Here is a 14,266-nt window from a genome sequence, read left to right on the forward strand (position 1 = left end):
GCTTTTTTCTGGTTGCTCCGCTACTAGGAAAAAGCGACTTTTTTTGTATGAGGAGATGAGCGGATGATTGAATTCAAACACATTACAAAACGGTTCGTCCGAGACCGGACCCCGATTTTTGCCTTACGGGATGTCGATTTGACGATCCAAAAAGGAGAAATCTTCGGAATCATTGGCGAGTCTGGTGCCGGTAAAAGTACGTTGCTTCGCCTAATCAATGGGCTCGAGCATCCGACACAAGGAACCGTCAAGGTCGACGGTGTCTCGCTTGGCGGGATGTCAAAAGCAGATTTGCGTCAACTTCGCTTGCGGACAGGAATGATCTTTCAGCATTTCCAATTGATCCAGTCGCGCAACGTCGCGGATAACATCGCTTTTGCGCTCAAGGCCGCTGGCGTCAAACGAGCAGATTTCCCGGAGCGGATCCGCGAACTCGTCTCGCTCGTCGGACTTGAAGGATTTGAGACGAACTTCCCGAGTCAATTAAGCGGTGGGCAGAAACAGCGCGTCGGGATTGCCCGGGCACTCGCAAACAATCCGACCGTCTTGTTATGTGATGAAGCGACATCCGCTCTTGACCCCGTTACGACACTACAGATCCTTGAACTGCTGAAGGATTTGAATGAACGACTCGGGTTGACGATCGTCCTCATCACGCATGAGATTGATGTCGTCAAACAGATTTGCCATCGTGTCGCGGTCATGTCACAAGGTGAAGTCGTTGAAGTCGCCTCAACCTATGACTTGTTCAGTCAAGCTAAGCATCCGGTGACGCAACATTATGTCGATACGGCACTACAAATCGAATTGCCGGAACGCATTTTACAGGCAACCCCAGGCAAGATCATCCGCTTGCAGTTCACGGGCGAAAAGACCGGTGAGAGTACGTTATCAGAAGCGATCCGCCGTTACGATATCTCAGTCAGCATCTTGCACGGCAAGGTCGACTACATTCAAGACGTCGCCTTCGGTGTCCTCATTGTCAGCTTGACGGGATCATCCAATCAAATCGCTCTTGCCCTCGACTGGCTCGCGACGGAACTTCATGCACTCGAGGTGATTCAGGATGTGGCTTGATCGTATTCAAACGATGTTACCTGAGCTCTTGAAGGCACTCGGCGAGACAGCATGGATGGTCGGAATTTCACTTGCTTTCGCATTGGTCGTCGGGATTCCGCTCGGAATTCTCTTGTTCGTCACCGACCGCGGATTATTTTTTCAAAACCTTGCCGTCCGCCGTGTTCTTGACTTCGTCGTCAACATCGTCCGGTCGCTACCGTTCATTATCTTGTTGGTCGCCCTCATTCCGTTGACGAAGTTCTTACTCGACAATACGATCGGTCCGACGGCAGCATCTGTCAGTCTCAGTGTCGCAGCGATTCCGTTTCTCGCGCGACTCGTCGAAACATCACTCCGTGAAATTCCGCCTGGTCTAATCGAAGCAGCGGAAGCCTGTGGGGCGAAACCATTGCGGATCATCGTCAGTGTCCTCTTACCGGAAGCACTCCCTGGCATCATTCAGGGCATCACATTAACGACGATCAGCTTGATTGGCTTCTCAGCGATGGCTGGTATCGTCGGCGGCGGTGGTGTCGGTGACCTCGCGATCCGTTTCGGTTACTATCGCTACGATAATCTCATCATGATCGTGACGATCGTCGTGCTCATCGTCATCGTTCAAAGTATTCAAGCACTTGGCAATCAACTGGCGCGAAAAACAGATAAACGCTAATCACACATACAAAGGGAGAGTGGAATCATGAAAAAACGATATGCCTTTTTAGCAACAGCCTTACTCGGTGCAGGAGTCCTCGCAGGATGTGGAGACAGCAGCGCTGATGAAAAAAACAAGACGATCAAGATCGGGGCGACGAGCGGTCCGTATAGCGACATGGTCAAACAAGCGATTCAGCCACAACTCGAAAAGAAAGGCTATAAAGTCGAAATCGTCGAGTTCAGCGATTACATTCAACCGAACATCGCCCTCGGTAGCGGCAATATCGACGCCAACTTGTTCCAACACTCGATCTATCTAAAAACGTTTTCTAAAGAAAAGAATCTCGACTTAAAAGGACTGATCACGGTTCCGACAGCACCGATGGGACTATACAGTAAAACAGCGAAGACACTTGACGACGTCAAGACAGGTGCTGAAGTCGCGACGCCGAATGATCCGACGAACCAAGCACGGGCACTGAACTTGCTTGCGGAACAAGGGTGGATTGAACTCAAGCCGGATGCTGATCCTCTGACCGTTTCAGAAAAAGATATCGTCAAGAATCCGAAGAAACTCGTCATCAAACCACTCGAAGCGGCTCAACTGCCACGCGCTGTCGAAAGTGTCGATATCTCAGCCGTTCCAGGGAACTTCGCACTTGCTGCGAAATTCGACTTACTTGATGCGTTAGCACTTGAGACGATGGACGAACAATACCGGAACCTCGTCGCTGTCCAAACGAAAGATGCGGACAAACAAGTCGCAAAAGACTTAAAAACAGCCGTCGAATCGGACGCCTTCAATGAAGTTATCGAAAAATCATTCAAAGGCTTCAGCAAGCCTGAATGGGCAAACTGATACAAAAAATGACCGGAATTCAAGGAGAGATCATCTCTTTGAATTCCGGTCGTTTGGTGTTAGAACCGATACCACATCAGTTCTTCATCATGATAGGTATCATCGATTTTCAGCGCCCGTGGTTCAATCGCGTATGATTCAAAACCAAGCGACCGATACAACGCTTTAGCAGCTTCGTTCGTCCGGACGACCGAGAGATGGACTTGCTCAATTACAGGATGCTGCTTTAATGTACGTAATGCCTCTTCTACAAGGCGTCGTCCGACCTGTTGTTTTCGGGCGCGTGGCGTGACGTACATCGCAAATACATTCGCTCGATGTCGCATCTTGAACGGCTCGGAGCAGACGATAGTGACGACACCGACGAGTTCATTTTCATGAAACGCACCAAACGTCATCGACTGTTCGCTTTCAAGACGAGTTGCGTACCGTTCGACGGATCGATCTTTTTCTGATTCATAATCAGAGCCAAATGCCTCAGGATGGTTTCGTAAGGCTTCCAATCGCAACGCTTTATAGAGTACTGCATCTTCTGGATTCAATCGACGGATTTCCAACATCCCCACCTCCTGCCTTTAGTGTAAAACACATCGCTTCATGAAAAAGAGGACGACATCGTGAAATATCGTCCTCCATTCTTCTATTTTAAGGTGTTCGGAAATTAATCGTGAAGTATGGTGCGTTACTCCGGAAAGCCACACCGATGTCAGCTTGTTTGTACTCTTTTTTCAAAATATTTTCTCGATGCCCTTTTGAATTCATTAAGCCCCAATGTGATGCAAAGACATTCGGATAGCCCATTGATAGATTTTCACCAGCATAGCTGAACCTGATTCCTTCACGCTTCATCCGGTCGAACGGATCACGCCCTTGCGGATCCGTATGTGCGAAGAAATTATTCTTCGCCATATTTTCGCTATGACCGCGTGTCACTGGCTTCAGTGCCGTATACGGAGCCAACGGATTTAACTTGTAGTCAGCCCGTTCCCAGTTCATCAATCGTAGCATCAGCTTCTCATCCGTCGTTCGTAACGCATTCGAAGCCGTACCATAGAAACCCTTTTTCTTCGCTTCGACGTCTTTCGGAATCGACAGTGTCGCTTTCACCTTATTCCCATCATGTTGGTCGAAGAAATAGGTGACGTAATTCCCCTTCTTCTCATAGACGGCTGCATGATCCAGGTTCAACATGTAGTTCGTGTTGCCTTTACGGTAGGACTTCACTGCGGTCCATCCTTTTTTCTTCAGCGATGATTCCGTATCCTTGTTCAAGACTGCCCCTTGCGTTGTTATACCATTTTTAAATCGGTACTTTCCGTATTCCTTACCGTCCTTCGTCAACGATACGAATTCTTCGCTGGACGTCCGCCTGACTTCCCAGTCGTAACCTGGATATTCACTGCTATATCGATCAATCAGCTTGCCGCCACTTTTCGGATAATCGGCTTCTGCCTGTTCCATTGGAATGTTCTCGTAGCCGAAAAAAGCTACTGCTGCTACTCCGACGATCAACCATTTTTTCATATCTTCGTTTCGCCTCCTTTAATCATTACCTTTATTTTAAAAGAAAATGATTCTTTCGAACAGTCATTGGCTCTTAATTGTCTAAATCACATTTTCCGTTCACAAATTAGACACGTTTTATGAGAACGTTCTCATATTATTAAAATGCTTTCGTTAAGAGGATTCTTAAAAGTATTTAGTACATATACTAAACCATCTTTCCCTTTTCTTAAAATGTGTGAACATTCTTTTATTTCATCATTCGAGATTTTTGATTGCTCTCGGAATTCTTACTCGGTATCATTAGAATTCGTAAGCCAAACTTTCAATGCTTTTCCAAATAACATAATGAAATGAAGGAGTTGACCTATGGTTTTACTGTATTTCATTTATGAGTCCATCGCCTTTTTACCGATTCAGCAATATTTATTTTCTGGATGGATGATTCTCGTCGTGTTGACGGTTTCATTCAGTTTAGCGAATGCACACGAAGATGTACGATTGAATCAACGACTTGGTTTTGAGTTACTCGTTCCTGGTTCTGGTATGTTGCTTTGCAAACAATTCATTCCTGGTCTCGCCATTATCCTATTTTTGATCATGGTACACTTCACGTATATGTTCCGCGTCATCCCTCTTCCTGTCGCGTTAATCTCGACACTTTCGATTAGCACACTTTCTTTTCTTTCTCTCTTTTTCTCGTCACGCAAAAAAGCGGACCGTTAAGTCCGCTTTTCATCATTGATATTTCGTTGTTTCTTTCAAACGATAGAAATGAGAAAGTTCTAACCAAATTGTTTTTCCTTTTTTCGTCTTCACTTGAATATATGGTCGATCTTGCGATACACGCAGTGCGAGCAACTCACCTTGTTGCTCTCCAGTTGTTCCGCTCGCTTTTAACCAATGACGACCTAATTTCCATTCGAGGAAGATATGTTTTCCTTTTTGAACGGCACGCCATTTTCCGATTTCTGCGATGCCTTTGACCGGAACGGCTGTCTCTGCACCTTGAATCGAGATGATCGCCGGATCGTGGTCACTCGCGCTACCGTCTGCTTCCATATACTCCGAGTTGATGTTGACGATATCAGAAGACGTATAACGTTTTAAGTTGTTCGAGATCAAGATGTGATCGAGCACTTGAGCATTTCCGTTATAGACGTAAGAGTATCGCTCGGATTCTGGAAGATCATCGACTGTATTCCAGAGGTTTTTCCCTTTCAGGATATTTAGCGTTTCTGAGAACTGGAAGTCGTTCAAGTCACCGAGAACGACGACGTTCGAGTCTTTGACTTCCGTTTTCAATTCAGAGACGAAATCTTGGACGATGTTCGCGATCGCATGACGCTGGACTTCACTCTTACGTACGACCGGTTGGTTCTTACCGAAGTCAGCTCCGTCGCCACCTTTTGAGTTGAAGTGGTTGACGATGACGTGATACGAATCACCGTTGAAGAGGAATTCCGCGACGAGTGGTTTTCGAGAACTGGCGAAGTTCGGATCCGTCGGCTGGATGCGACCCGGGTTTTTCGTCAGCTTGCCGTTCTCCACCGCAACAGCTTCCGTTGCACCACCTTTTTCACCTGGTGCGAGCGATACACGCGCCGGGTTGTAAAGGAATCCGACACGGATGTTTCCACCCGGCTGTCCACCGTCTTTCTTATCTTCAGGCGCGATGTCCGTATAGGCATAGCGGACACCTGTTTTTGCTTCGATTGCTGCAATCAATGTCTCGAATGATTTTGATGCGTCGACTGTTCCGCTATCCGTCGCACCATCATTATCCTGCATCTCTGTCAAACCGACGATGTCCGGCGTCTTCAGGAATGTCGCGATGCCTTCTGAGACACGATCGACTTTTCCAGCGTCTGCCGTTGAGGCGAAGTTCTCGACGTTGTACGAAGCAACCGTCAAGCGTGATTCCCCCGTCTTGATGTTCGTCGGTTGACGCTCCACTTCGCTCGTGACGAGTTTCGGAAGGTCCGCTGCTTTGGCGAGTACTTTATAGGCCGAATAGTTATAGCTCATGACGCCTTCGATTGTTCCATCGAATGTATCACCAGCTTTCGCACGGTACGACGAGCTGCCCATCTCGACAAATAGACGTTCTGGGTTGACATTATCCTTCGTCAGGATTGGTGTGCCACGTTTTGTGTAGACCTTGTTTGCGTCTGTTTGTGTCCGAACTGGGATTGTTCGGTTTGCTTGCGGCCCTGTGACGATTGCGTTCGGTAAAGCGACACGCATACCTTCTAAGCTTTCGTATAAATCGATCGCATCTTCTTTTGGATCAAACTGCGCGAAGGAATCATTGTCGACGACTTGCGTCGGAATCAAGACCCCTTTATCACCAAGAACGATACTTGCTGGTAAGCCTTCATTAAGCGCCCCCTTCACGAGATTGACCGTACTGATTTCCGTGACAGCAAGGTCTGTATCTGCTTTATCGCTGTATCCGCCAAGTAACCACTCTTTGACATATCCTGTCGTCGCGATCTGTTGTCCAACAGCAGCACCATGGTTTTTCGCATAGACGAGAATCCCTTCCGATGTCCGGCTGTCATGATCCGGATTCGGATCTTGCATGTAGAAGTTGTTCGCATCGACGACGTACGTGACGACACCTGTCGTTCGGACGAGTTGATCTGCGTAAGGCGACGTATGCGCAATACCTTGGATGTTGCTGATTTTCGTGATTGGTGGTGCGATATAGTACTTGAATGTCGAAACCGCTGACGTTTTACCGTCCTTGACGGCAACTGCTTGAATCGTCACTTCATCGTTGATTGTAATCGGTGACGTGTACACCGGACTGTCGACAGTTGGTGTCGTGCCATCGACCGTATAATGAATCGTTCCTTCACCTGATAATGTCACTTGATCTCCACGTTCAACTTCACCGACTGGAGAAGCTGTAGGTGCTGCAAGAACGTCGCCCGCTTCTGTCTGATGACTGCCGAGATTCGTCAGTGTATCGACCGGGAAGCTCGTCCACTGTGATGGTTCGTACGTTTTAGCACCAGACGTGACGCCGGCATTCCGAACGAGTGTCGTATCTTTTGCGAAATCCGTTGATGAACCAAGTGGTCCGATGATATCAAGAACAACATCACCCTTTTTCAGTGCGATGGGATCATTTCCGTTAAAGTTCAATGATCCCGTCGTCAATTGTGCTTTTGCTTTGATGTCCGCATTCGCACTCAAATTCGCGATGACGAACGTCTTCCCTGGATCCACTTTCCCCGATAGTGTGATTTTCGCTTCTGACGGTCCACCGTTCGTATATTGAACGAGTGTATAGTCTGCTAAATCAATGATTTGCCCCGACCCATTATATAGCTCGATTGCCTTGTTATTACTTGTTCCTTCTATGTATTCAGACAAGATGACGCCTTCGCCTTCTGCCCCGACAAGACCCGCTTGTGGAAGGATTCCTGCTGTTAATACTCCGGCCAATGCCCACTTTCCAAACGTACTGCCGTATTTCATGATGAGACCCCCTATTGAATTTTCTGACACTTCTTCATAATATCAGATTATATTCTCAATAGTGTATATTTTTCGTAAAAAAAGATACCATCCTTCGTAAATGAAAGGAATGGTATCGCTTACAAATTTTTATTGTTCGTCTTTGTGACTTTCGTACCATTTTTCAGCTTGCGATGTCGCGATTGGAATGGCGCGTCCCTCTTCATAGCCGTCTTTTAATAACGCGTTCGCGATCTCGATCGCTTTTTTTCGAAGTGGCGGATCAAAGTTCTTGAATGACTCCGGATAGTCGTTCTCATTCCATGGCATGTCGTCACCCCCTTCTTTCAGCATTACCCGAAAAAAGGCACAAAAAAAACGCCTCATCAGCGTGTCGTTGTTTTTGGTTGTCATGAGAATCGAGGATTACAGGTGATCAAAACACCTGAAACGACGAAAGCCCTACCTCTCTTTCGTTGTTACGGCTCCTTGGCCGCGCCAGCTGAATCAAGCATTTTAGCAAGAATCGTGATGCGTCTGCAACGGACGCATGATACTGGGATTTTTAGAAATAGCTCGGGAATGAGCGGAAAAGTATCGATTGGAAGGTTTATCTTGCTGGGTCAACTTCTCCTCGTAGTATGAAGAAGGACAAAATAAAAGCGATGACTTATGTCTGACTCATTTGTCAGTAGCGGTCTAAAAATCCTGACCTGTCGATTTAATTGTATGATATGGATTGAAGATTCTCACATGAGTGATCATCCCCGATTCATGACTTATATTAATCTATCACACTTTCTTTTATAAAGTCAATCTTTCTTTTTAAAAATCGTTTTCTCCTGTCTCAGAATTGGAGTTGCACCTGCCGTAAAAGCCGAGTATCGTGAAGAGGACTTATTATTATAGAAGAAACGAGGGAAATCCATCATGTCGAATCGACTTATCCATGAAACGAGTCCCTACCTATTGCAACACGCTCATCAGCCTGTCGATTGGTACCCGTGGGGCGAAGACGCCTTCACTGCCGCTCGGGAAAGCGGCAAGCCAATCTTTTTATCAATTGGTTATTCGACGTGCCATTGGTGCCATGTGCTGTCTCATGAAAGCTTCGAGGATGAAGAAACAGCACGACTCTTGAACGAACGCTATATCGCAATCAAAGTCGACCGGGAAGAACGTCCTGACATTGACCACTTGTACATGACGGCGGCTCAAGTCATGAACGGACAAGGCGGCTGGCCACTAAGCGTCTTCATGACAGCAGATCAGAAACCATTTTACATCGGCACGTATTTTCCGAAGACACCTCAGTTCAATCGTCCGAGTTTTCGTCAGGTGACGCTTCAGCTCAGTGAGCAATTCCGGCGTTCACCAGAGAAAATCGCACAAGTCGGTCAGAACATGTCGCAGACACTTCGCGACGTATTGCAGCCTACGACGTCTACCCATACTTGGAATGAATCCATCATTCACGAGACCTTTGATCAAGCGATGCGCCAATTTGACCGTCAACACGGTGGATTCGGCGAGGCACCGAAGTTTCCGTCGCCTGCCCTGCTTCGTTTCTTGCTTGATTATTATCAATTCGCGGAAGACGAAACGGCGCTCCTTATGGTCATGCGTTCATTAATCGCGATGCGTGACGGTGGGATGACCGATCAAGTCGGCTACGGTCTGTTCCGCTATACGGTCGATGCCGAGTGGCAGATTCCTCATTTCGAGAAGATGCTGTACGACAATTCTTGGTTTGCAACCCTATGTATCGAGACGTACCAAGTGACCGGACAAATACGCTTCCGACGTTACGCGGAAGAAGTACTGACATTCGTAGAGCGTGAGTTGTCTGCACCGGACGGCACCTTCTACGCCGCCTTGGATGCGGATAGTGAAGGAGGCGAAGGACATTATTATACGTTCACGGCTTCTGAACTGACCGACTTACTCGGACCAGACGCGCTGTTCCCGCGCTTTTACCATGCCTCCCAGTCCGGGAACTTCGAAGGAAGGAATGTCTTTTACCGGACAGGACAAACACTCGAGATGTTCGCACGTGAAATCCACTTGTCACCTGCTGAGACAGCGGCGCAACTCGAACGCGAGCGACAAATTCTTCTTCGTGCGCGAAGTGAACGCCCGCGACCATTTTGTGATGATAAGCGCCTGACATCGTGGAACGCGATGATGATCTCGATGTTCGCTAAAGCCGGTCGTGTTTTTGGTGAACCGCATTATACACGTGTCGCCACACATGCGATGACATCACTCGAGCAATTCGTCCGCACGGAGAATCAACTTGCTGTTCATTACCGAGACGGACAAGCAACCGGACACGGATTCCTCGATGACTATGCATATTTGATCGATGCACATCTTGAACTATTCCAATCAACACGACGGGCGCTTCATCTAAAGGAAGCTTTAGCATTCGCAGATGTGCTGCAGGACCAGTTTCAAACAGCAGATGGTTATTTTTATCTGACGTCGTCACGCTCCGATGAGCTACTCGTTCGTCCACTCGATCTGTATGATGGCGTCACACCTGCTGGAAATAGTATTGCCTTAAACGCCTTCTTCACGCTCAGTCGTCTGACTGGTCGTCTCGTTTATCAGGAAAGTGCCGAACGGGCGCTCGCAGCTTTAATCGAAGAAGTCGAGCAACAACCGATCGGATTCGCCTCACTTGTCAGTACCTTCACCTACCGGCAGATGGAACCGAAGGAATTGATTATCTTGATTCCAGAAGACGTAGACATCCCGGTCGAAATCGAGCAACTGCAACAGATGCGCTTACCGGAAGTCGCCTTGTTAATTGGTACGAAGCGTGACCTTTTGCCGCACGTCTCTTTGCTCGCGGATTATCCAGAACCAGAAGAGCCAACGGCGTATCTCTGTCATGATTTTACTTGTGAACGCCCGACGACGAATTTAACAGAAATCCTCGCACGTCTCACTATCTGATCCTATTCCCTCTTGTTTAAACAAACAGGAGGGTTTTTCAAAAAACTAAATCCCTTTTTTCAAAAAAATCCAATATTTTCTTCATAAAAATCCGATATGGTCGATAGTAGGAATAGGCATAAGTACGTACACCTTAGACCAGACATCCTAGAAGCCGATTCCGTCCGCTTGGACGAATATCTACTAGGAGGAAAGATACTTTGAATACGACATCCATCTCGAAACCTTTGAAGGTGTTCGCGAGTCTTCTTATCGTGTTTAGCATCATTCTATCATCTCTACCGATAGTGAACGCAGCAACAACGAAAGTAACGGCTTATCGTCTATCGGCAGATACGGATCTGTATGATAAGACGACATCTTCACGGAAACGCTTGTTGACGATCAAGACCGGAACGGTCGTTTCATCCGCATATGATGCCGGAAGCTACAAAAAAGTAACATATGGCGGAAAAACGGGATATGTCGCTTCAAAATATTTAGTGTTGTATGAGAAAAAGCAAACGATCTCTGGACAACGCTATATCGTCTCTACGAATACGGCGATTAAAAATGCGGCACGCACAACAGCAACGACAATTGGTACCTTGCAAAGTAAAGATGTGTATTATACGACACAACGGATTACCGATCCATACGGCAAAACGTGGTATCGCCTGAACTACGCAGGAAAAACAGGATATGTCCTATCTGGTGCCACTCCTGTTTCCTATCAGAAGATTGCGAACGAAACATCACGTACGACGGATACCTACACGCTACATACTTATGCAGGAACGGGTTATCCAAAAGTCGAATCGATTCCAGTTGGGACAAACGTTGAAGTAGTCGGAAAAATCGACGGCTGGTATAACGTTCGTCACGGCAAAAATAGTGGATACATGCACCGTGACGCTTTTTTACAAGTCTCTAAACAAAGTGTCAAAACGATTCCTACTACACGTGTTCTCTTGAAAAAATCCGTCGAAATCAAAGCATCTGCCTCTTCGACGAGTAAAACGATTGCTTCTTTAAAAACAGGCGATGCGTATTACACGACGACACTTGCAACGGATTCTCGAGGTAGCACGTGGCACAAAATTAAAAAAGACGGTCAAACCGGTTATCTTTTAGCGAATCAAGGAACGATCGTGAATTATGAAAGCCTGAAGAACGTCTCTTTCGTCACAACAGCTAAAACGACACTTCGCTCTTATGCAGGCAGTTCGTATGCAGGAATCAAGTCGATTCCGGCCGGTGCGAAACCGCTCGTCTCTGGTCGAATCGGTACATGGTATCGTGTCACGTACGATGGTGTAACAGGATATGCGTCGGCTTCGACGTTTAAGACAGCAGCCCTCGTCCAAACCATTTCAGGTACACGTTTCGCCGTCACATCATCCACCGATATCTTAGTCGCTCCTGAAGCAGATGCGTTTAAAATCGCTACGCTTCAAGAGGGTGATATCTATTACACGACACGTCTCGTCACACTTGGTTCTAAAAAATGGTATCAGATCAAAAAAGACGGAAAGACCGGTTACATCGCTTACGGAACAGGAGAAAAAGTCTCCTATCAAGCGGATGCCGTGACGATGAAAACAACCGACGCTACAGGATTAAAGTCTTATGCTGGCGTATCTTACGCTTCCATCAAGTCTATCCCAAGCGGTACGAAGGTATCCGTAACAGGGTCTATCAATGAGTGGTACCGTGTGACGTATGCAGGAAAAATCGGATATGTTCATCAGGATGATTTGAACGAATATATCGTAACGTCTACGATCTCAGCAGCGCGTTATGTATTAAATACATCCATCGACGTCAAAACGACGTATCAGGCGGATGCCGATACATGGAAGACGCTAAAAAGCGGAGATGTCTATTACACGACGCGCCTTGTCACGAACGGTCACGGTCAGTCGTGGCATCGTATTTCAGTAGACGGGAAAACAGGATACATCCGAGCGAATCAAGGAAGTCCGATTTCATACCGTAAGATTTCAGCCCATCGCTATAAGACGGTACAAACGACTTCTCTGAAGTCATATGCTGGTCCGACATACAGCGAAGTCTCATCGCTTACGAAAGGAACAGTCGTACAAGTGAATGGTTCAATCGGGACATGGATGAACGTAAGTGTTAATGGAAAAACAGGGTATATCGATGGCGCTCTTTTAACACCTTATACAGAAACGAAAAAGATTAGTGGCGCTCGTTTCCTCGCGAACGAGAACTTAATCATTCGAAATTCACCTTTAGAAGAAGCAACAGCACTTACGACACTAGCTAAAGGAAACGTCTACTACACGACTTCACTGATTACGTCACATACGAATAAACAGTGGCATAAAGTAACGATCAATGGAAAAACAGGGTATGTCGATACGAACGCATCTACAAGTAAGATTGACTATGTATCGAAAGATTCGTTATACGTCCGAGCTACAAGTCCTACTCCACTTCGCTCGTATGTCGGTAGTTCCTATCAAGTCGTGACGACGATTCCTTCGAACGTCGTCGTCAACGTCACCGGACAAATCGGCCAATGGTATAAGATTTCCTATCAAGGTAAATCAGGCTATGCGTATAATGGAACACTTGTAACGACATCTTCAAAACTAAATGTCTACAACTCCATTGCGACACCGTATACATTTGATAACTTCATCAGCACTCAAATGAAGTTAAATCCTTCACCTCAAACCGATTTGTATAAAAATAAGATGATGTATGTCAGCTCGATGTATGTTCGATTCGGTGGATCAGAAGACCCAGTCAATGGTACACTCGCGACCGTATCGTCAACGACACCACTCAACATCCGATCGGGTGCGGCGACGGATAGCCATATTTATGGACAATTCCAGCCGAAACAGATGATTAAGGTCTATCAACGAATCGGTGATTTCTATACGACGTATCCGCGTGTTTACACGTCTTCCACTGGATACTGGACACTCGGTTGGTTGAATGCACTCGAGTCCGATGTCCGGAACGTCGCTGACCCATTAAAAGTCAGCCGCTCTTCAAAGGAATTCTTCCAATTCCTTGATTTATCGAAGACGACAGGCGCATCTGCCGCAACATTAGATAAGATCATCAGTACAAAAGGCATCTTTGGTAAATGTACGACTGGAAGCTGTGGACAAGCATTCATCGACGCTGGTACAGCCTTTTCCGTCAACGAAATCTACTTGATCTCCCACGCGCTACTTGAGACAGGAAATGGAACGTCAACTTTAGCGAATGGAGTCATGTGGAATGGAAAAATGGTCTACAACATGTACGGCATCGGTGCTATCGATTCAGATCCAATCAACGGTGGAGCAAGAACAGCTTACGAAAAAGGATGGTTCACACCGGAAGCAGCCATCATGGGTGGAGCCGAATTTATTGGAACCCAATATATTCACCATGCATACAATCAAAACACACTCTATAAAATGCGCTGGAACCCAATGAATCCTGGTCGTCATCAATATGCGACAGACATGGGATGGGCAGCGAAACAAACGACTCGCATCTATGATTTATATCAACAAATGGATAGCTATACAGCTGTCTTCGATATTCCAGTCTTCGCTCGTTGAGGAAACGATGAAGCCGAGTCTTTAAATCATTGAAATGATTCCAACAAAAAAAGGAAAGACCGTTCTGGTGACTTCACTGGAACGGTCTTTCCTTTTTGATTGATGTAGAACGAAAAATGTCATCCTCCACTCCTACAGGATAAAAAAGCGCGCTCAGCGCTTTCGTCAGGGTTAGGTAAGACCCGGC

10 protein-coding genes are annotated in these 14,266 nt (G+C 46.6%); 6 read left to right on the forward strand and 4 right to left on the reverse strand.

What is annotated here, in order from left to right:
- The first annotated feature begins 63 nt into the window (after positions 1–63).
- From ASF99_RS12715 to ASF99_RS12725, 3 genes are read left to right on the forward strand one after another with little or no spacing between them, the layout of a single operon-like run.
- Positions 64–1,077, forward strand: a complete 1,014-nt coding sequence (locus tag ASF99_RS12715) for a methionine ABC transporter ATP-binding protein (protein WP_023469365.1) — start codon at positions 64–66, stop codon at positions 1,075–1,077.
- The gene (locus tag ASF99_RS12720; RefSeq protein WP_023469366.1) at positions 1,067–1,732 is read left to right on the forward strand and encodes a methionine ABC transporter permease; all 666 of its coding nucleotides are present in this window, start codon (positions 1,067–1,069) and stop codon (positions 1,730–1,732) included. The genes ASF99_RS12715 and ASF99_RS12720 overlap by 11 nt, the downstream gene beginning before the upstream one ends.
- A gap of 27 nt (positions 1,733–1,759) precedes the next feature.
- Complete coding sequence (locus tag ASF99_RS12725; protein WP_055969088.1) at positions 1,760–2,575, forward strand: MetQ/NlpA family ABC transporter substrate-binding protein; 816 nt, start codon at positions 1,760–1,762, stop codon at positions 2,573–2,575.
- 59 nt (positions 2,576–2,634) lie between these two features.
- On the opposite strand, the gene ASF99_RS12730 is transcribed toward ASF99_RS12725, so the two are convergent.
- A complete protein-coding gene (locus ASF99_RS12730) occupies positions 2,635–3,135 on the reverse strand; it encodes a GNAT family N-acetyltransferase (protein ID WP_235515940.1) in 501 nt (166 codons plus the stop codon).
- An 85-nt stretch (positions 3,136–3,220) separates the two neighbouring features.
- A complete protein-coding gene (locus ASF99_RS12735; protein ID WP_023469369.1) occupies positions 3,221–4,099 on the reverse strand; it encodes a CAP domain-containing protein in 879 nt (292 codons plus the stop codon).
- A 348-nt stretch (positions 4,100–4,447) separates the two neighbouring features.
- Between ASF99_RS12735 and ASF99_RS12740 the strand changes: the two genes are divergently transcribed.
- A complete protein-coding gene (locus ASF99_RS12740) occupies positions 4,448–4,804 on the forward strand; it encodes a hypothetical protein (RefSeq protein ID WP_023469370.1) in 357 nt (118 codons plus the stop codon).
- Positions 4,805–4,816: 12 nt separating this feature from the next.
- On the opposite strand, the gene ASF99_RS12745 is transcribed toward ASF99_RS12740, so the two are convergent.
- Together ASF99_RS12745 and ASF99_RS12750 are read right to left on the reverse strand one after the other, a co-directional pair.
- Entirely contained in the window at positions 4,817–7,567 is a 2,751-nt protein-coding gene (locus ASF99_RS12745; RefSeq protein ID WP_055969092.1) for an FN3 associated domain-containing protein, read from the reverse strand.
- Between the two features lie 129 nt (positions 7,568–7,696).
- Positions 7,697–7,876 (reverse strand): hypothetical protein, encoded by a 180-nt coding sequence (locus ASF99_RS12750; protein WP_035396111.1) that lies wholly within the window; start codon positions 7,874–7,876, stop codon positions 7,697–7,699.
- A gap of 600 nt (positions 7,877–8,476) precedes the next feature.
- Between ASF99_RS12750 and ASF99_RS12755 the strand changes: the two genes are divergently transcribed.
- Together ASF99_RS12755 and ASF99_RS12760 are read left to right on the forward strand one after the other, a co-directional pair.
- Positions 8,477–10,507 carry a thioredoxin domain-containing protein gene (locus ASF99_RS12755; RefSeq protein ID WP_055969095.1) on the forward strand — a complete coding sequence of 677 codons (2,031 nt, stop codon included), beginning with the start codon at positions 8,477–8,479 and terminating at the stop codon, positions 10,505–10,507.
- Positions 10,508–10,707: 200 nt separating this feature from the next.
- Positions 10,708–14,079, forward strand: a complete 3,372-nt coding sequence (locus tag ASF99_RS12760) for an SH3 domain-containing protein (protein WP_055969098.1) — start codon at positions 10,708–10,710, stop codon at positions 14,077–14,079.
- Positions 14,080–14,266: the final 187 nt, after the last annotated feature.

Origin of the sequence: Exiguobacterium sp. Leaf187, assembly GCF_001423925.1 — a bacterium.
Taxonomy (GTDB): domain Bacteria; phylum Bacillota; class Bacilli; order Exiguobacteriales; family Exiguobacteriaceae; genus Exiguobacterium_A; species Exiguobacterium_A indicum.